This window comes from Aquabacterium parvum, assembly GCF_001447195.1.
In the GTDB taxonomy this organism is placed as follows: domain Bacteria; phylum Pseudomonadota; class Gammaproteobacteria; order Burkholderiales; family Burkholderiaceae_C; genus Aquabacterium; species Aquabacterium parvum.
The window spans coordinates 83,059-99,227 of record NZ_LFRI01000103.1; the positions used below are offsets into that span (position 1 = coordinate 83,059).

Genomic DNA, 16,169 nt, shown 5'->3' on the forward strand with positions numbered 1-16,169 from the left:
TTTCTGGCCCGCGTCGCTCGGGCTCAATCGCCCTTGTAATGCGCTTCGAGCATCGGTGGCATGGGCGCGTCGAGCAGGCCCGCCATCAGCCGCAGCGCGTCGGCGGTCTCGTGGCTCATCAGGCCTTGTGGACTGTGGTTCATCGCTTCTTCGACCCAGGCTTTGACCAGCTGTGGGCGAAGCACCCACGACAGCTCCTGCAGGCCAGCCAGGGCGTGTGCCAGGGCGTCGGCATCGGTGCCAACGGCGGGGTCTTCGGTTTGGCTGGTCCAGCCGGCGTTCAGCCGGCGGTTGACGGCTTCCAGCCAGGCGCGGTTGGCAGAAGGCAAACCTGACTTGGTTTGCTCCGCAGGGATGAAGCGAGCCAGGTAAGTCGACATCGTGCGCACGTGGTACAGGTCCGAGGGGCTCAATGAGCTCAGGTCCTGCCCTTGGCCCGTGACAGGGCGCATGAAGGCCTGGCCGCTGCGCTGGTGCATGCCCATGCGGTGCCTCAGGGCCAGCCACCACAGGCGGTCGCGCGGGCTGACGCGGCCATCGGCGCGAAGCAGGTCGCGCGCCTGCTCGACCAGTGCCCTGCGCTGCGGCAGGGGTGACTGCGCGATGCTGGCGGTCAGGCGTTCGAACTCGGTCACGCGCCGCTTGGGCTGAAGCTTGGACACGTCCTGGAGGATCTGTTCCGGCTGGTGAACGCCTTCGCCCACTTTGCGCCAGAGTTTGACTTCGCGTGGGTTCTCGAGGTTCATCATCAAGGCCAGCACGATCAAGCGCTCCTCCGTGGGGCCCACGCGGCCTTGCAGCCTTTGCCGGGCCTCGCGGTCGGCTTGTTGGCGCTCCTGCCTGGCCTGTTGTTCCTGGCGCCCCGCCTGGCTGCTGGCTTGGGCGGTGCTGCCGCCAACGCTGCGGTCGGCTCTGGCCTGGCCTGCACCCATTGGCAGCGTGGCACCAGCCGCCAGCAGAGCACCTGGCGAGGTCGCGGCGTGCCGCGGCTCCACCGCATCCAGGCGCAGCAGGGGCGCTGGCAAGGGCGCCAACACCGAGCCGCAGATGCGCAGGATGCGCGACTCGATTGGGGGGTGCGACGCCAGCCAGCTCACGTGCCCGGACTCCTGCAGCAGCAGCGAAGCGATCATGTCTGACGCCGGGTGGCGCATGCGCCCGGCCAGCACCTGCTGGTCGTGCCAGATCTTGCGCAGCACGTTGCCCAGGCCGTCACGCGTGCGGGTGTACTGGATGGCGCAGGCATCGGCCAGGTGCTCGCGCTCGCGCGAGACGGCCGCTTGCAGCACGCGCCCGGCCAGCCAGCCCATCCAGCCGACGATGGCAAACACCACCCCCAGCAGCCAGGCCAGCGGGTTGACCCGACCGTCGTCGTCGCTGGCCATGAGGTTGCGACCGTAACCGTGCACCAGCGACAGCCCCCAAACCAGGGCCAACAGCCGCATGGTCAGCGGCAGGTCGTCTTTCTCGATGTGACCGAACTCGTGCGCCACCAGGCCTTGCAGCTCGGCGCGGGTGAGCCGCTCCAGCGCGCCACGTGTGACGCACAGGGCCAGGTCTTGTGCGCCCCAGCCGGCCACGAAGGCGTTGATGGCGTCCTCGCGCGGCAGCACGAACACCCGCGGCACAGGCTGCCCGCTGGCGATGGCCATCTCGTCGACCACGTTGAGCAGGCGGCGGTGCAGGCCATCGCCGTTGTCGCTGACCTCGACGCCGCCCAGCCAGTGCGCCACCCGGACGCCGCCGCCGCTGCGCAGCCGGTCCAGCTCGACCAGCGCACCGCCAATGACGAAGAACATCACCAGCGCCGTGTTGGTCTCGAAAAACAGCGCCGGAAAGCCATGCGTGAAGGGCATCAGCAAGCGCCAGCCCAGCGCCAGCACCAGGTTCACGAAACCGGCCAATGACAGCAGCAGCGCGAAAAAGCACAGCAGCAACCAGGCGGTTCGGCGGTGGGATTGAAGCTGGAATTGCCGGAACTGCATGGCGTCAAGAACGGGGTGGGCGCAGGGCGGTCAGCCAGGGCTCAGAACTGCACGCGAACGGGGTCGCGTTCGACTTGCGACGAGGTCGAGGCCAGCATGGCGCCTGGCACGAAACCAAAGACGCCGGCCACCGCGTTGGTGGGGAACTGCTGCACGGCGTTGTTGTAGTTCAGGGTGACGTCGTTGAAGAACTGCCGCGCGAAGGCGACCTTGTTCTCGGTGTGGCGCAGCTCTTCGTTGAGCTCGTTGAGCTGACCGTCGGCCTTGAGTTCCGGGTAGGCCTCGACCACCGCCTGAAAGCGCGCCAGCGCACCCGCCAGCGAGGACTCGGCCATCGACAGGCTTTGCAGGCGCCCGGCGTCGTTGGGCTTGCTGCGCACCAGGTCACAGGCGGCCATGGCTTGTGCGCGCGCGGCCGTGACGCGCTCGAGTGTTTCGCGCTCGTGTTCGAGGTACTTGCGGGCCACCTCGACCAGGTTGGGGATGAGGTCGTGACGTCGCTTGAGTTGCACGTCGATCATGGCGAAGGCGTTGGCGATTTCATTGCGCAGACGCACCAGGCGGTTGAAAGCGCCCACGCCCCACAAAAAGACCAGCACACCGACTGCGATGATCACCAGGCTGCTCACGTTCACGGTCAGGTTCCTTCCTTGGTTTGTTCTGGGTGTTGTGTCGTTTGCCAGGCTTGCCAGCCCGAGCGGCGCAGCTCGCAGGCCGGGCACTGGCCGCAGCCGTGTCCCCAGTCGTGCCGTTGGCTGCGGTCGCCCAGGTAGCAAGTGTGCGTGTGCTCGACGATGAGCTCGTTGAGTGCGTCGCCACCGAGTTCGTGGCTCAGCGCCCAGGTCTGCGCCTTGGTCAGCCACATCAGCGGGGTTTCGATCACCATCGGGCCGTCCAGGCCCAGGCTGATGGCCACTTGCAGCGCCTTGAGCGTGTTGTCGCGGCAGTCGGGGTAGCCCGAGAAGTCGGTCTCGCACATGCCGCCGACCAGCACCGTGGCGCCACGGCGGTAGGCCAGGGCGGCGGCGAAGGTCAGGAACAGCAGGTTGCGCCCGGGCACGAAGGTGTTGGGCAGCCCGTTGGCCTGCATCTCGATGGCCCGCGACTCGGTCAGCGCGGTGTCGGAGATCTGGCCCAACAGACCGAGGTCAAGCAGGTGGTCGTCGCCCAGCTTCGCGCCCCAGTCCGGGAAGCGCTGGCGGATTTCCTCGCGCACGCGCAGGCGGCAGTCAAGCTCGACCTTGTGGCGCTGGCCGTAGTCGAAGCCGATGGTCTCGACGCGGGCGTAGCGGGCCAAGGCCCAGGCCAGGCAGGCGGTCGAGTCCTGGCCGCCCGAGAACACCACCAGGGCGGTGCGCGGGTCGTGGTGGATGAGGGCGATGTCGGACAGCATGGCGGGAGCATAGACGATCACCGCCGGGCCGACGCTGGGCCAGGCGGTGCCGATGCGCCAGCGTCGGGCAGGGGCGTTCGATCTGGGCGACAATAGAGGGTTTTCCGACTCTGGATCCACTGGCTTCGACAGGCAACCACACCATGGCCGCGTTCAACCAAGAAACCGTCACCCACGTTCACCACTGGAACGACACGCTGTTCAGCTTCAAGACCACGCGCGATCCGGCCCTGCGTTTCGCCAGCGGCCACTTCGTGATGATCGGCCTGGAGGTCAACGGCAAGCCCCTGATGCGCGCCTACTCCATCGCCAGTGCCAACTACGAAGAGCACCTGGAGTTCCTGTCGATCAAGGTGCCGGACGGCCCGCTGACCTCGCGCCTGCAGCACCTGAAGGTCGGCGACAAGATCCTGGTCAGCCGCAAGGCCGTGGGCACGTTGGTGGTCGATGACCTCAAGCCCGCGCCCAACCTGTACCTGTTCGGCACTGGCACCGGCCTGGCGCCCTTCATGAGCATCATCCAGGACCCCTACACCTACGAGAAGTTCGACAAGGTGGTGCTGGTCCACGGCGTGCGCACCGTCTCCGAGCTGGCCTACCACGACTTCATCTCCGAAGAGCTGCCCAACCACGAGCTGCTGGGCGAGCTGGTGCGCGACAAGCTGCTGTACTACCCGCTGGTCACGCGCGAGGCCTTCCGCAACCAGGGCCGCCTGACCGACCTGATCGTCAATGGCAAGATGGCCGCCGACCTCGGCATGCAGCCCATCAACCCGCACACCGATCGCGCCATGATGTGCGGCAGCCCCTCCATGCTGACCGACCTGTGCAAGATCCTCGACGACCGTGGCTTCAAGATCTCGCCGTCGCAGGGCGAGCCCGGCGACTACGTGATCGAGCGCGCTTTCGTCGAGAAGTGATCGCTTGACGTTCAGCGGGGGGCCTGCGTCCCTGGGATGAGCGAAAAAGGCAGCCGGTCTGGCTGCCTTTTTGTTTGCCTGGGTGAGGTCGGCAGGGGTTGTTTTTTGGGTGGGGATGCGCACGGTTGAGCAACGTTCAGGGGGCAAGGGGTGCCTGCTCAGGCCGCGTCCACCTGCTACCTGATCACCCGAGGCGCCATGCTGGGCACCGCCCTGGCGATGCGCTCACGCCAGGCCTGCACGCGTGGGTGGTCCCAGTGCTTGTCGAAGAAGTAGTGCATCACGGTGTTGACCAGCGGCTCGACGAAGGTGACGACACCGGCCACCGTGACGCTGCCCGTCATGGCATAGGTCACGCTGAAGGCCGTGATCACGTGCATCACGCCGAATGTTGCGGTCTTGGCCATGGTGAGCTCCTTTGCTGGGTGAAACGTCGAGATGTTCTTGAGAATGGTTCTCATTGTCTGGGGTGGGGTGCAAAAGATCCAGGCAATTACTCAAATTGTTCCGATAGGTTTCATCGATGGATGGGGCGTGGAGGCCACAACGCGTGGCGTCCCAGGGCAGCCCCCCTCGGCGCACCCCGGGCTTTGTTGAATACTCCACGGATTGCCTGGAGCCCGACCATGACCCTGTCTCGCCCGACCTCCCCCGCCTCTCGCCAGCGTGGCCGCATGGCCTGGATCGCTTCCTGGGCCACGCCCCTGGTGGCCGCTGCGGCCTACCTGCTGTTCTGGCCCATCCCTGTCTCGCCGGTGCCCTGGGAGGCCCCCAAGGACGCGGGCTACACCGGTGCCCACCAGCCCAACGAGCGACTCAAAGGCCTGCAGCGCATCGCCCTGGGCGAGGGGCAGAGCGGGCCGGAGCACATGGTGGCCCACCAGGGCTGGCTCTACACCGGTCTGAGCAATGGCGAGGTCATCCGGGTCGACACCGCCACCACCGGCAAGCGCGAGACGGTGCTCAACACCGGCGGCCGGCCACTGGGCCTGGATGTGGACGAGCAGGGGCGCCTGCTGATCGCCGACGCCTACAAGGGCCTGTTGCGTGTGAGCGGCCAGGGCGCTCAGGCAAAGGTTGAGCCCATCCTCACGAAGGTGTCGCACCCCGTGCCCGATGACCCGGTTCGTTATGCCGACGCCGTCAAGGTGGGCCCGGGCGGCACGCTGTGGCTGACGGACGCCTCGCGGCGCTTCGGGGCCCAGGAAAGCGGCGGCACCTTCGAAGCCAGCGTGCTCGACATCCTCGAGCACAGCTGCACCGGCCGCCTGATCGCGCAGGATCCGGCCACCCTGCAGGCCCGCGTGGCCCTGACCGGCCTGTGCTTCCCCAATGGCATTGCCTTCTCGGCCGATGGCAAGCAGATGTTCTTGTCCGAGACCGCCACCTATCGCGTGCTCGCCATCGACCTGGCCAAGCTCTCGCTGGTGCGCACCTTCGACGGCCACGTCGGCGTGCCCACCATCCAGCAGGCCATGCAACAAGGCGCCGCCAAGGTGCTGATCGACAACCTGCCCGGCTACCCCGACAACCTCATGCGTGGCGAGGGCGGGCGCATCTGGGTGGGCCTGACCAAGCCGCGCAGCCCGGTCATCGATGCCGCAGCCCCGCACCCCATCATGCGCTCCATCACGCTGCGCCTGCCGCGCGCGCTTTGGCCCGTGCCCAAGGCCTATGGCCACGTGATCGCGTTCGACGACACGGGCCGGATCGTCGTCGACTTGCAGGACGCGACGGGTGCCTACCCCGAGACCACTGCCGTCACCGAGGCCGATGGCAAGTGGTTCGTGCAGAGCCTGCACGCGCACGACATCGGGTGGATGCCGGCTCAGCCTGGGCCAGCCACTCAGCCCTGAAGCAGCCGCCAGGCGTCCCAGCCGGTCTTGCCGACCAGTGCAGCGACCACGATCAAAAAGACGATGCGCACGAAGCCCGCGCCGTGGCGCAGCGCCAGCTTCGTGCCCACGCTGCTGCCCAGCACGTTGGCCACGGCCATGGGCAAAGCCAGCGCCCACACCACGTGCCCGGCCGGGATGAACCATGCCAGTGCCGCCACGTTGGTGGCGAAGTTCAGGCGCTTGGCCGCCGCGCTGGCGTGAAGGAAGTCCCAGCCCAGACAGCGCACCAGCGCGAACACCAAGAAGCTGCCCGTGCCCGGGCCGAACACGCCATCGTAAAAGCCGATGAGGCCGCCCAAGCCGGTGGCCGTGAGCGCTTCGGCTCGGGGTGAGAGGTGCGGGGCATGCGCGTGCCCCAGGTCCTTGCGGCACAAGGTGTAGGCCCACACGGCGGTGAGCACCATGGGCAGCGCCAGCCTGAATCGGTCAGCGGGCACGCGCGTGGCCAGCCAGGCCCCGATGAGCCCGCCCAGCATCGCCGCCACGATGGCACCCAGCAGCCGCCCAGAAGGCAGCTTCACGCGTTTGGCAAATTGCCAGGCCGACCAGCCTGTGCCCCAGATGGACGCGGCCTTGTTCGTGCCCAGCAGCGTGGCCGGCACCGCTTGCGGGAACAGCGCGAACAGCGAGGGCACGATGATCAGCCCGCCACCGCCCACGATGGCGTCGACCAGCCCGGCGCCGGCCGACGCCAGCAGCATCAGGCCGAGGTTCGTGGCATCCAGTTCAAGCATGTGGGCGTGCCTGCAAGAAAAAGCCCGGCGCCAGGCCGGGCTGTGATGGCCGAGTCACGCCTGCGATCAGGTGCGGATCTCGCCTTGGCCCAGCACCACGAACTTCATCGAGGTCAGGCCTTCGAGGCCCACCGGGCCGCGCGCGTGGAACTTGTCCGTGCTGATGCCGATCTCGGCGCCCAGGCCGTACTCGAAGCCGTCGGCAAAGCGCGTCGAGGCGTTGATCATCACGCTGGCCGAATCGACCTCGCGGATGAAGCGCATGCTGTTGGGCTGGTTCGTGGTCAGGATCGAATCGGTGTGGTGCGAGCCGTACTTGTTGATGTGGGCGATGGCTTCGTCCAGCGAGTCGACGACCTTCACGGCGATGACGGGGGCGAGGTACTCCTCGTACCAGTCCTGCTCGGTCGCGTCGACCACCTTGGCGCCGGGCACGTCGGCCAGGATGGCCTTGGCGCGGGCGTCTGCGCGCATCTCCACGCCCTTGTCAGCGAACACCTTGCCGATCAAAGGCAGGAAGGCGGCGGCTTGCGCGGCATGCACCAGCAGCGACTCGGTGGCGTTGCAGGGGCTGTACTTCTGGGTCTTGGCGTTGTCCGTCACCTTCACGGCCAGGGCCAGGTCCACCACCTCGTCGACGTAGGTGTGGCAGTTGCCGTCCAGGTGCTTGATCACGGGCACCTTGGCTTCTGCGCTGATGCGCTCGATCAGGCCCTTGCCGCCGCGCGGGATGATGACGTCCACGAACTGCGGCATGGCGATGAGCTGGCCCACGGCGGCGCGGTCGGTGGTCTGCACCAGTTGCACGGCGTGGGTGGGCAGGCCCGATTCGGCCAGCGCGGCCTGCACCAGCTTCCACAGCGCCAGGTTGGAGTGGATGGCTTCGGAGCCACCGCGCAGCACGCAGGCGTTGCCGCTCTTGATGGCCAGCGAGGCGGCTTCGATGGTCACGTTCGGGCGCGACTCGTAGATCATGCCGAACACGCCGATGGGCACGCGCATCTGGCCCACGCTGATGCCGGTGGGGCGGCGGCGCACGTTGGTGATCTCGCCAACCGGGTCGGGCAGGGCGGCGACCTGCTCGCAGCTCTCGGCCATGGTCTCGATGACCTTGTCGGTCAGGCGCAGGCGGTCGACCATGGGGGCGGCCAAGCCGTTTTTCTCGGCGTTGGCGATGTCGGAGGCGTTGCGCGCCTTGAGTTCGCCGGCGTGCTGACGGATCTGGCGCGCCAGGGCCAGCAGGGCGCCATTCTTGGCGGCGGTGCTGGCGGCGGCCATCAGCGTGGCGGCGGCGCGGGCGGCCTGGCCGACGGCGTTCATGTAGTCGGGCACGCCCTGGCCTTCGGCCCAGGTGACGGTGGATGCGGCGGTGTTCATCCCGCGATTGTCTCAAACCCGGCGAGACCCTGCACCCGCTATGCTGCGGGGGCTCCCCTGCCGTCCCCCTTGCCCCCGAGCCCGCGCCTGTGGCCAGCGGGGCATGGTTGTTCTGCTGGCGCGGCGCTCCCTCATGCCCCACCCTCATCAGGTCATCCACATCCATCCCGAGGCGCCACCCAAGCCGCCCGAGGGCGCGCCCTGCAACGGCTGCGGGGTGTGCTGCCTGGCCGAGCCTTGCCCGGTGGGCATGCTGGTCAGCCGCAAGCGGCGTGGGGCCTGCGATTTGCTGCGCTGGTCAGATGCGCAGGGGCGCTATGTGTGCGGTTTGCTGGCCGATGGCGATGCCAGCGCAGGCGCGCAGGCGGGCGGCGCGCGTTCCAGGTCGCTTTGGCGCCGCCTGTGGCAGGCCTGGGCGCGCCGGCTGATCTCGGCCGGCAGTGGTTGCGATGCGAGCATCGAAGTGGGTGCCGCAGGCGAGTCTTGCCAGAAATGACCCTTTGCAGCCCGGCTACTCCGCGCGCTGCACCAGGCCCCTCCTGCCTACGATGCCTCCATCGACCCTCAACGGGCCCGCATCACCCACAGGAGACCACACCATGCGCCAGAAACTGCTGCAACACCTGCTGTTCGCCGCCATCGCCGCATGGGGCTTGTACCTGACCCAGGGCGTGATGGACGATGTCCCGCTGCGCGTGCAGGCCGAGCCCGTGAGCACCGCCATGCTGGCGCTGCGTTGACGGCCCCTGGCGCCCTCAGCGCCAGCCGAACATGAAACTGCGCGCCAACAGCCGCTTGACGGGCGGCAACTGCTGCACCGCGCCCAGCCCCAGCCCCCGCATCGTCGCCAGGATCGGCGCCGGCCACGTGAAGCTGCGCGCCAGGAAGTCGGTCGCGCCCATGAGCGCCAATCGGTCGGGCTGACGGCGCCGCTCGAACTGCCGCAGCGCGCGGCGCACCTTCATCTCGCGCGTGCCGGCGTCGTCTTCGCCTGCCCAGCCCTGTGTCTTCAGGGCGGCCAGCAGCTCGTGCACGTCGCGCATGGCCAGGTTGAAGCCCTGGCCGGCCACCGGGTGCAACGTCTGCGCCGCGTTGCCGATGCGCACCACCGCTTCGTCGCTGACCAGCCGCGTGTGGGCGTTGAGCCCCAGCGGAAAAGCCTTGAGCGGCGACACCTCCAGGATGCGGCCCACGCGGTCGGGGAAGATGCTGCCCAGCACGGTCAGCCGCTGGGCCTCGTCCAGGCCAGCCACCGGGTCGTCGTGGCGCTGCACGCACCACACCAGGGCCGCACGCCGACCGCTTTCGCCCCCGGCACGCACCGGGCCGGGCGGCAGGGGCAGCAGGGCGGCTGGGCCCGAGGGCGTGAAGCGCTCGTAGGCCGTGCCGTCCGGCGCGCTCGCATCCAGTCGGACCTGTCCCACCCACGCGGTCTGTTCGTAATCGCGGCTCAGGCCCTCGGGCCATTGCAGCTTGGGTTGGTCGGCAAAGACGCCGCCTTCGGCCACCACCACCAGGTCGAAGGCCTCGGCGATGTCGGCATCGACCTCGATGCGCGAGCCCACGCGCTTGAGCCCACGCACCGGCGTGCCAAAGCGCATGGCCATGCGGTGTTCATCGTTCGTGACGGCGTCCAGCCAGGCGGCCTGCAGCGGCGCCACCAGCGTGCCGTAGCTGACCACGGCGCCCAACTGCGACACGCCCTGCTCGCGCGCGGTGATGCTGACTTCAGGTTGACCGGTGCCGGGCCACAACACGGTGGGCTGCTGCTGCGAAACGTGAACTTCGAGGATGGGGGCTTGCTTGCCCGAACGCGCGATGGCGTCCCACACGCCGATGCGGCCGAGCTCCTGCACGGTGCCCAGCGACAGGGCCAGGGTGCGCGCGTCCTTGGCGATGTCGAGGTCGGCCGGGCGGGCATCGAACACGGTGACGCGGGCTTCGGGCAGGGCCCGTGCGGCCTGCAGGGCCAGGCTCAGGCCGGCTGGCCCGGCGCCGACGATGGCCAGGCTCAGTGTGGGGGCGATGGTGTCGAGGTGATCCATGGGGCCGCGGGTGGGGTGGTGCGCGCTGAGGCGCCATTGTGCGGCGAATCCGAAAGGGCCTTCCTATAATCCCCCGCGTCGGGCTGCAATTCGGCCCCCCATGTGCCTGCACGGGCGCCCCCAACCGCTTCCTTCGCGTGACCTCTTTTTCATCTCCCGCCAGCTACCGAGCCCTCGCCGCCGCCGACATGGCGGAGGTCGATCAGGTCATCCACCGTCGGCTTTCCTCGAAGGTCGCGCTGGTCAACCAGATCTCGCACTACATCGTCAGCGCCGGTGGCAAGCGCGTGCGCCCCATGCTGCTGTTGCTGATCGCCGGTGCCCTGGGCAACCGATCGAGCGAGCGCCATGAACTGGCCGCCGTGGTCGAGTTCATCCACACCGCCACGCTGCTGCACGACGACGTGGTCGACGAGTCCGACCTGCGCCGCGGCCGCAAGACGGCCAACGCCCTGTTCGGCAACGCCGCCAGCGTGCTGGTGGGCGACTTCCTGTACTCGCGCGCCTTCCAGATGATGGTCTCGACCAACCGCCTGCGCGTGATGGAGGTGCTGGCCGACGCGACCAACGTCATCGCCGAAGGCGAGGTGCTGCAGCTGATGAACATGCACGACCCCGACATCTCGGTGGACGACTACCTGCGTGTCATCGAATACAAAACGGCCAAGCTGTTCGAGGCCTCGGCCCGCCTGGGCGCGCTGATCAGCGACGCCTCGCCCGAGGTCGAGGAAGCCTGCGCCGAATATGGCCGCACCTTGGGCACCGCCTTCCAGCTCATCGATGACCTGCTCGACTACGAAGGCAGCACGGCCGAGCTGGGCAAGAACATCGGCGACGACCTGCGCGAAGGCAAGCCCACGCTGCCGCTGCTGGTGGCGATGCAGCGCGGCACGCCGCAAGAGGCTGCGCTGATTCGCCAGGCCATCGAGCAGGGCGAGGTCGAGCGCATGGCGCAGATCGTCGAGATCGTCAAACGCACCGGCGCGCTGGACGCCACGCGCGAGGCTGCGCAGCAGCAGGCCGAGCGTTCCAAGCGCTGCCTGGAGCGGCTGCCTGCCAACGAGTGGCGCGAATCTCTGCTAGAATTATCGTTTGACTCGATACACAGGTCGTCTTGAAGACGGTGAGTGATCGTCGTTGAGATCGGGGTGTAGCTTAGCCTGGTAGAGCGCTACGTTCGGGACGTAGAGGCCGGAGGTTCGAATCCTCTCACCCCGACCAGGATTTTCCGAGGCACAACCCTCTGTGCCCGATGAACAAAGGGTTCTCTCCCTTTGACCTTCCCACAATTCTTCCCACATGCGGCACTCTCTAGCGGCTGCATGGGACAATCTGGGCGTGTCAAAGTTGCCAAAGAAAACCCGCTACCTCGTCCCCAAGGGCGGACGCTTCTACTTCCGCATTCCCATTCCCGGCGACCTTCGCGAGACCTTCGGGAAGAAGGAGCACAGCGAGGCCCTCGGCGACATCAATAGGGCGCAAGCTGAAGTCCGCGTGGCCCAGCTAGGGGCGCACTGGAAGGCCCGCTTCCTGGAGGAGCGGCACCGGCAGGGGAAGGCCCTGAGCCCACCGGCCCCGGCCCCTGAGTCCGAGCGCGTGTTTCGCGTGGCGACCCTTGAGGAGGTCAAGGCGGTAGCAGCCCAAGCAGCGCGGGCCGTGTTGATCCACGACGAGGAGGCCCGCATTGATGGGTGGACATGGCCGGGCGGTGACAGCGCGGACTTCGGCACAGGCATGCCCTTGGATGAGGCCACGCGGGAGGCCGTCTCAGGGCGCAACCTTGCGGGACTGAAGGAGCGGGCTGAAGACTGGCTAGGCACCCATGGCCTGGACTTGCCGCCTGACGGCATTGAGCAGCGCCGTGCCCTGTACGCCTGGGCTCAGGCCACCGCGCAGGTCATCGAGGGGCGCAAGCAGCGGGACAGGGGCGAGGTTTTCGATACGCCCCCTGAGCCCGTCATGCCCGAGTCAATCTCAGCCAGCGAGGCAGCCCACTTCAGTCCGGCAGACAAGCCCGCCCACTTGCTGACGCTCCGCGATGTGCTGCACTTGTGGAGCAATAAGGGCAAGCGCCCCACGCTTAAGACCATCGGCACTGCTGAGCGCATCGTGGCCCAGTTTGAGACGGTCCTGGGCAATCCGCCGCTGGCTAAGCTCACCCGCCAGCAGGGGCTGAAGTTTCGGGATTGGCTCCTCGCACAGGGCTTGGCGCCGCGCACTGCGGCTGACCGCCTGGGCTACGTCTCGCGGCTGATCCGCTTTGAGATGCAGGAGCAACAGCGCATCGCGGCCAACCCGTGGGCCACCATCAAAATTGAGGGCTCAAGGGAACGGGTCACGGTGCGCAAGCCCATCAAGGGGGATAAGCTGGCTGCCCTGTTTGCTGCCCCGCTGTTCCAGGCGTACGAACTGCCCGAGGTGCGGACGGCGGGCCGGGATGCTGCCTACTGGATACCCATCCTCGGGGCGTACACGGGCGCCCGTGTGACTGAGCTGGCGCAGCTCCTGACCACCGACATTCGGCAGGAGGGGGCGCTCTGGTGCATCTCGATCATGGACGAGCAGGCGTGGCAGTCCGTCAAGAACACGTCATCCAAGCGCGTCATCCCGATGCACCCCGAGCTGATTCGGCTGGGGCTGCCTGAGTACGCTGCCAGCCTGAGGCAGGCGGGGCATGAGCGGCTGTTCCCTATGGCGCCGGTCTCAGACCTCAACAACGCGGGCGGGCCGTTCGCCACTTGGTTCTCAAAGCTCAAGGCTCGTCATGGGTGGGGGCCTGAGAACACCTTCCACTCCTTCCGGCACACCATCGAGACCATGCTGAAGCGGAAGCAGGTCTACCCGTTCAACATCAACGCGTACACGGGGCACAAGCAGAAGGGCGGGGACGCGGACACGACCTACAGCCACCCCGAGCCTGCCGACCTCGTGGACGTGGCCGTGGCGGTTGTGCATGAGGATGTGAGCCTGCCGAAGGTGTTCCCGCCTGAGGGATGGGAGCCGCCCCCGCTGCTGCCTGGACTGCTGACCACCAAGCCGCGCCGCGAGGGGTGAGCAAGGGGCGCTATCCTGCGTGCATTACAAATCAAGGAGACCTCATGCACCGCCTGCTGTTCGCCCTGGCTGCCCTCGGGCTGGCCTCGTGTGGTGCCAAAGCCCCCGAGAACTACACGACCACATCAACCGATGTGCTTGCAGCCAAAAAGGCCTATGACGAGTGCGCCCTCAACACAGGGGCCCTACTTGCCAACAACAGAACGGAGCCGCTGGAGACCCTTGTCTCGCTTGTCATTCGCACATGCGAGCCCAAGCTGCTTGAATTGAGGATTGCAATCATGGAGGAGAACCTCGGTTACTCGGACCCGAACGCGTTCGCCAATACCTACGGGGATAACTACAGAGCTTCTACGCGGGCGCTCGTGGCGGATGCTCTCGTGGTGGTTCGCTCGGTCAACCCGCGATAAAACGCGAGGAATTTCCGAGCCCTCTCCCTAACTGCGCCTGGGGCGAGTTCCCCCCGTGCCCCCTCCCGCTGTCCACACGGAGCAACAGCAGGGATTGCGCTATATGTGACACTGGAGGCTGGCGGTTCTCAAACCCCGGGTGTGCTCCGAGCACATCAGACCTTGCTACGGATTAATCGTCCGCCTTGGTAAACCTTCCGCTTCGGTGTACTGACTGGGACGCAGGGACATTACCTTTGGCCCCTCTTTGCTCCGCCAGCATTGGCCCCGCGTCGATGTTGACGCGACCAAAGCAAAGAGAACATGAGCCAAGCACAAGCAGCCCGCGACAGCGCCGTCCACGCCCTCCGCTGCATCTATCACCGCTTCATGTGGCGGGTTGAGTCCGTCCTGGACATGACCGCGCAGGTGCTCGTGTGGATGCTGAAGAAGCACACCCGCATCACCGGGGCCGGGGTCTTCTGGTATCCCGACCATCCAATCTTCTGGGATGCGTGGACTGAACCGAGCAACCTGCCCAGTGGGGGCGGGTCGTTCACCCTCCGCGCGGGGCGCATGGAGTTCATCGTGGATTGGCGGGGCCGTAGGCACGCCTGAGGCCTGTGCCCATTTCGGCCTGTTACCTACGGTGGCGCGAGACATAGGCGACCAGGGCAAAGGCCGAAAGGGCGAGCAGCGTCACGGCCCCCACCGGGTTCTCCTGAAGGGCCTGGAGCGTAGAACGAACGGCGGAGAGCAGGTCGAGCAGAGCGCGCATCACAGTGTCCAAAACAGTGGCTGTGCGGGAATGCTCCTCCATGGTTTCGGATATTCGTTCACGGCGCGCGGGGAAACGTTTCCCGGCTTGACTGAGCAGGCGGGGCCCTGGACAGGCGCCCCAATCTGCGCGCGATGGCAGGGCTGCACTGTCGGAAAACGAAGGATTCCGACACCCTCCGCAGGCGGCATCCTGGGGTGTTGGTAATGTAGGCCTTGACAGTTTCCAACACATGCGGAATACTGACAGCCTTTTCCAACACCAGGGAGCAAGCGAATGACCGCCCGCATTTACGGCTATGGCCGAGTGAGCACCGCCGAGCAGACCACCGAGAACCAGCGCCAAGAACTGGAAGCCCTGGGGCACAGCCTGCCCGCCCAACGATGGTTCGCTGACACCATCTCAGGCAAGGTGCCCGCCCTCCAGCGCCCCCAGTTCGCCAAGATGCTGGACCGCATGGAGGCAGGCGACATGCTGTTGGTCTCCAAGCTGGACCGCCTGGGCCGGGACATGATCGACGTCATGCAGACGCTGAAGATGCTGGCAGAGCGAGGGGTCCGCGTGAAGGTGCAAGCCCTCGGGGATACCGACCTGACCAGCACCGCAGGGAAGGCCGTGGTGGGCATCCTGGCAGCCGTGGCAGAGATGGAGCGGGACATGCTGGTGGAGCGGACCCAGGCGGGCCTAGCTCGGGCCAAATCCGAGGGCAAGCAACTGGGGCGCCCCTCCAAGACCTCGGAGGAAGACAAGCAGGCCATCCGGGAACAACTGGAGGCAGGCGCCACGGTCAGCCAGATGGCGCGGGACTACGACATCTCCCGCGCTTCGGTCATCGCCATCCGGGACGCTGCCCCTGGTTAGGGCGGGGCGGGCGGCCCAATCTAGCACTGGCGCGCTGTTCCTTGATGGGCCGGGAACATCGGTAATCAGCGCAAGCACTTGCGGTCCTCGGGGCGTGGATTCGCTTGCCATGCCACCACCTTTAGCCCCCATCCAGCGTTCCGCCCGGACGCCACGCAAATCGCCCTCTAAGTCGTTGACCTGAAAAGGCAGTGGCCCGCAGGCGCGACCAGAAGCCGCCCCTAGCCCCTGGCTATAGCCCCCAGCATCCGCCCGCCTGGACGCGATGGCCCGAGGGGCGCACCTCAACTAACCCCAACCGGATAAAGCATCACATGCAATACCAGCACCCCGGCCCCGAGCAGGGCCAGCGGGAGAAGGCCGTCTTCAGAACGGTCCCCATCCCCGTCTCCGCCTTCGACCACATCAAGGACACCCAGCGGGCCATCCAGGCACGCACCGGGCGGGCCGTGACCTTCAATGAGGTCTTCGCCACCATCGTCTACGAACACAAGCAGCACACGCAGAACACGAACAACGGAGAACATGCCCATGCACCCCAACAAGGCCCCCGCGCAGCCTCAGTCCCCCGCTGACGCAATCGAGTGGCAGGAAGAGTGGCTAGGGCCTGTTAACACAAACTGCGAAGCCCATCGACCACGAGCACGAAGCTGAGAAAGCCGAGAAACATCGCATCAAGCTTTTCGAACCGGGAGAAGATTCGGCGGTAGCCCTTGAGCCGCCGGAACAACCTCT

At 66.9% G+C, this 16,169-nt stretch carries 18 protein-coding genes, 1 tRNA gene and 1 pseudogene; 11 read left to right on the forward strand and 9 right to left on the reverse strand.

Annotation, left to right across the window (positions count from 1 at the left end; genetic code table 11):
* Nucleotides 1-23: 23 nt before the first annotated feature.
* Genes ABG80_RS04215 through queC form a run of 3 tightly spaced genes read right to left on the reverse strand, consistent with a single transcriptional unit; the run spans nt 24 to nt 3,378 of the window.
* Complete coding sequence (locus ABG80_RS04215; protein WP_058086522.1) at nt 24-1,985, reverse strand: M48 family metalloprotease; 1,962 nt, start codon at nt 1,983-1,985, stop codon at nt 24-26.
* 41 nt (nt 1,986-2,026) lie between these two features.
* Nucleotides 2,027-2,620 (reverse strand): LemA family protein, encoded by a 594-nt coding sequence (locus ABG80_RS04220; RefSeq protein WP_058086523.1) that lies wholly within the window; start codon nt 2,618-2,620, stop codon nt 2,027-2,029.
* Between the two features lie 2 nt (nt 2,621-2,622).
* Complete coding sequence (gene queC, locus ABG80_RS04225) at nt 2,623-3,378, reverse strand: 7-cyano-7-deazaguanine synthase QueC (RefSeq protein WP_152987452.1); 756 nt, start codon at nt 3,376-3,378, stop codon at nt 2,623-2,625.
* 143 nt (nt 3,379-3,521) lie between these two features.
* On the opposite strand from queC, the gene ABG80_RS04230 reads away from it, so the two are divergent.
* Nucleotides 3,522-4,298: a ferredoxin--NADP reductase gene (locus ABG80_RS04230; protein ID WP_058086524.1), complete on the forward strand. Its 777-nt coding sequence runs from the start codon at nt 3,522-3,524 to the stop codon at nt 4,296-4,298.
* 176 nt (nt 4,299-4,474) lie between these two features.
* On the opposite strand, the gene ABG80_RS04235 is transcribed toward ABG80_RS04230, so the two are convergent.
* Nucleotides 4,475-4,705: a DUF2061 domain-containing protein gene (locus ABG80_RS04235; protein WP_058086525.1), complete on the reverse strand. Its 231-nt coding sequence runs from the start codon at nt 4,703-4,705 to the stop codon at nt 4,475-4,477.
* Between the two features lie 219 nt (nt 4,706-4,924).
* Here ABG80_RS04235 and ABG80_RS04240 point away from each other — a divergent pair, with 219 nt between their 5' ends.
* The gene (locus ABG80_RS04240; protein ID WP_235513742.1) at nt 4,925-6,154 is read left to right on the forward strand and encodes an SMP-30/gluconolactonase/LRE family protein; all 1,230 of its coding nucleotides are present in this window, start codon (nt 4,925-4,927) and stop codon (nt 6,152-6,154) included.
* Here the strand turns inward: ABG80_RS04240 and ABG80_RS04245 are convergent.
* The gene (locus tag ABG80_RS04245) at nt 6,145-6,930 is read right to left on the reverse strand and encodes a sulfite exporter TauE/SafE family protein (RefSeq protein WP_058086526.1); all 786 of its coding nucleotides are present in this window, start codon (nt 6,928-6,930) and stop codon (nt 6,145-6,147) included. The genes ABG80_RS04240 and ABG80_RS04245 overlap by 10 nt on opposite strands.
* Nucleotides 6,931-6,996: 66 nt before the next feature.
* Nucleotides 6,997-8,250, reverse strand: coding sequence for a glutamate-5-semialdehyde dehydrogenase (locus ABG80_RS04250; protein ID WP_235513744.1), 1,254 nt, complete (start codon nt 8,248-8,250; stop codon nt 6,997-6,999).
* Nucleotides 8,251-8,440: 190 nt separating this feature from the next.
* Between ABG80_RS04250 and ABG80_RS04255 the strand changes: the two genes are divergently transcribed.
* Nucleotides 8,441-8,803 (forward strand): hypothetical protein, encoded by a 363-nt coding sequence (locus ABG80_RS04255; RefSeq protein WP_058086545.1) that lies wholly within the window; start codon nt 8,441-8,443, stop codon nt 8,801-8,803.
* A 103-nt stretch (nt 8,804-8,906) separates the two neighbouring features.
* The gene (locus ABG80_RS22405) at nt 8,907-9,047 is read left to right on the forward strand and encodes a hypothetical protein (protein WP_160322427.1); all 141 of its coding nucleotides are present in this window, start codon (nt 8,907-8,909) and stop codon (nt 9,045-9,047) included.
* A 15-nt stretch (nt 9,048-9,062) separates the two neighbouring features.
* Here ABG80_RS22405 and ABG80_RS04260 read toward each other — a convergent pair whose 3' ends face one another.
* The gene (locus ABG80_RS04260; RefSeq protein WP_058086528.1) at nt 9,063-10,352 is read right to left on the reverse strand and encodes an FAD-dependent monooxygenase; all 1,290 of its coding nucleotides are present in this window, start codon (nt 10,350-10,352) and stop codon (nt 9,063-9,065) included.
* 188 nt (nt 10,353-10,540) lie between these two features.
* On the opposite strand from ABG80_RS04260, the gene ispB reads away from it, so the two are divergent.
* The 5 genes from ispB to ABG80_RS04285 all read left to right on the forward strand — a co-directional run bounded on the left by ispB (nt 10,541) and on the right by ABG80_RS04285 (nt 14,413).
* Complete coding sequence (gene ispB / locus ABG80_RS04265; protein ID WP_058086529.1) at nt 10,541-11,470, forward strand: octaprenyl diphosphate synthase; 930 nt, start codon at nt 10,541-10,543, stop codon at nt 11,468-11,470.
* A 26-nt stretch (nt 11,471-11,496) separates the two neighbouring features.
* Nucleotides 11,497-11,573 (forward strand) — tRNA-Pro (locus tag ABG80_RS04270).
* 117 nt (nt 11,574-11,690) lie between these two features.
* Nucleotides 11,691-13,406, forward strand: a complete 1,716-nt coding sequence (locus tag ABG80_RS04275; RefSeq protein WP_160322428.1) for a DUF6538 domain-containing protein — start codon at nt 11,691-11,693, stop codon at nt 13,404-13,406.
* Nucleotides 13,407-13,450: 44 nt separating this feature from the next.
* On the forward strand, nt 13,451-13,816 hold the full coding sequence (locus ABG80_RS04280) for a hypothetical protein (RefSeq protein ID WP_058086531.1): 366 nt from the start codon (nt 13,451-13,453) through the stop codon (nt 13,814-13,816).
* A 303-nt stretch (nt 13,817-14,119) separates the two neighbouring features.
* On the forward strand, nt 14,120-14,413 hold the full coding sequence (locus ABG80_RS04285) for a hypothetical protein (protein WP_058086532.1): 294 nt from the start codon (nt 14,120-14,122) through the stop codon (nt 14,411-14,413).
* Nucleotides 14,414-14,435: 22 nt separating this feature from the next.
* Here ABG80_RS04285 and ABG80_RS22410 read toward each other — a convergent pair whose 3' ends face one another.
* Entirely contained in the window at nt 14,436-14,573 is a 138-nt protein-coding gene (locus ABG80_RS22410; RefSeq protein WP_160322429.1) for a hypothetical protein, read from the reverse strand.
* A 276-nt stretch (nt 14,574-14,849) separates the two neighbouring features.
* On the opposite strand from ABG80_RS22410, the gene ABG80_RS04295 reads away from it, so the two are divergent.
* Both ABG80_RS04295 and ABG80_RS04300 read left to right on the forward strand, forming a co-directional pair.
* Nucleotides 14,850-15,434 carry a recombinase family protein gene (locus tag ABG80_RS04295; RefSeq protein WP_058086534.1) on the forward strand — a complete coding sequence of 195 codons (585 nt, stop codon included), beginning with the start codon at nt 14,850-14,852 and terminating at the stop codon, nt 15,432-15,434.
* Between the two features lie 314 nt (nt 15,435-15,748).
* A complete protein-coding gene (locus ABG80_RS04300) occupies nt 15,749-16,009 on the forward strand; it encodes a hypothetical protein (protein WP_058086535.1) in 261 nt (86 codons plus the stop codon).
* Nucleotides 16,010-16,044: 35 nt separating this feature from the next.
* Here the strand turns inward: ABG80_RS04300 and ABG80_RS04305 are convergent.
* Nucleotides 16,045-16,169 (reverse strand): annotated as a pseudogene (locus ABG80_RS04305) (IS5-like element ISCARN85 family transposase); the annotation flags it as partial.

Excerpts from the sequence above, each read along its gene's own strand:
- ABG80_RS04240 (WP_235513742.1), top strand. The coding sequence starts at position 4,925 with ATGACCCTGTCTCGCCCGACCTCCCCCGCCTCTCGCCAGCGTGGCCGC.
- ABG80_RS22405 (WP_160322427.1), top strand. The coding sequence starts at position 8,907 with ATGCGCCAGAAACTGCTGCAACACCTGCTGTTCGCCGCCATCGCCGCA.
- ABG80_RS04230 (WP_058086524.1), top strand. The coding sequence starts at position 3,522 with ATGGCCGCGTTCAACCAAGAAACCGTCACCCACGTTCACCACTGGAAC.
- ABG80_RS04255 (WP_058086545.1), top strand. The coding sequence starts at position 8,441 with ATGCCCCACCCTCATCAGGTCATCCACATCCATCCCGAGGCGCCACCC.
- ABG80_RS04285 (WP_058086532.1), top strand. The coding sequence starts at position 14,120 with ATGAGCCAAGCACAAGCAGCCCGCGACAGCGCCGTCCACGCCCTCCGC.
- ABG80_RS04260 (WP_058086528.1), bottom strand. The coding sequence starts at position 10,352 with ATGGATCACCTCGACACCATCGCCCCCACACTGAGCCTGGCCATCGTC.
- queC (WP_152987452.1), bottom strand. The coding sequence starts at position 3,378 with ATGCTGTCCGACATCGCCCTCATCCACCACGACCCGCGCACCGCCCTG.
- ABG80_RS04215 (WP_058086522.1), bottom strand. The coding sequence starts at position 1,985 with ATGCAGTTCCGGCAATTCCAGCTTCAATCCCACCGCCGAACCGCCTGG.
- ABG80_RS04300 (WP_058086535.1), top strand. The coding sequence starts at position 15,749 with ATGCAATACCAGCACCCCGGCCCCGAGCAGGGCCAGCGGGAGAAGGCC.
- ABG80_RS04245 (WP_058086526.1), bottom strand. The coding sequence starts at position 6,930 with ATGCTTGAACTGGATGCCACGAACCTCGGCCTGATGCTGCTGGCGTCG.
- ABG80_RS04235 (WP_058086525.1), bottom strand. The coding sequence starts at position 4,705 with ATGGCCAAGACCGCAACATTCGGCGTGATGCACGTGATCACGGCCTTC.
- ABG80_RS22410 (WP_160322429.1), bottom strand. The coding sequence starts at position 14,573 with ATGCGCGCTCTGCTCGACCTGCTCTCCGCCGTTCGTTCTACGCTCCAG.
- ispB (WP_058086529.1), top strand. The coding sequence starts at position 10,541 with ATGGCGGAGGTCGATCAGGTCATCCACCGTCGGCTTTCCTCGAAGGTC.
- ABG80_RS04280 (WP_058086531.1), top strand. The coding sequence starts at position 13,451 with ATGCACCGCCTGCTGTTCGCCCTGGCTGCCCTCGGGCTGGCCTCGTGT.
- ABG80_RS04295 (WP_058086534.1), top strand. The coding sequence starts at position 14,850 with ATGACCGCCCGCATTTACGGCTATGGCCGAGTGAGCACCGCCGAGCAG.
- ABG80_RS04250 (WP_235513744.1), bottom strand. The coding sequence starts at position 8,250 with ATGAACGCCGTCGGCCAGGCCGCCCGCGCCGCCGCCACGCTGATGGCC.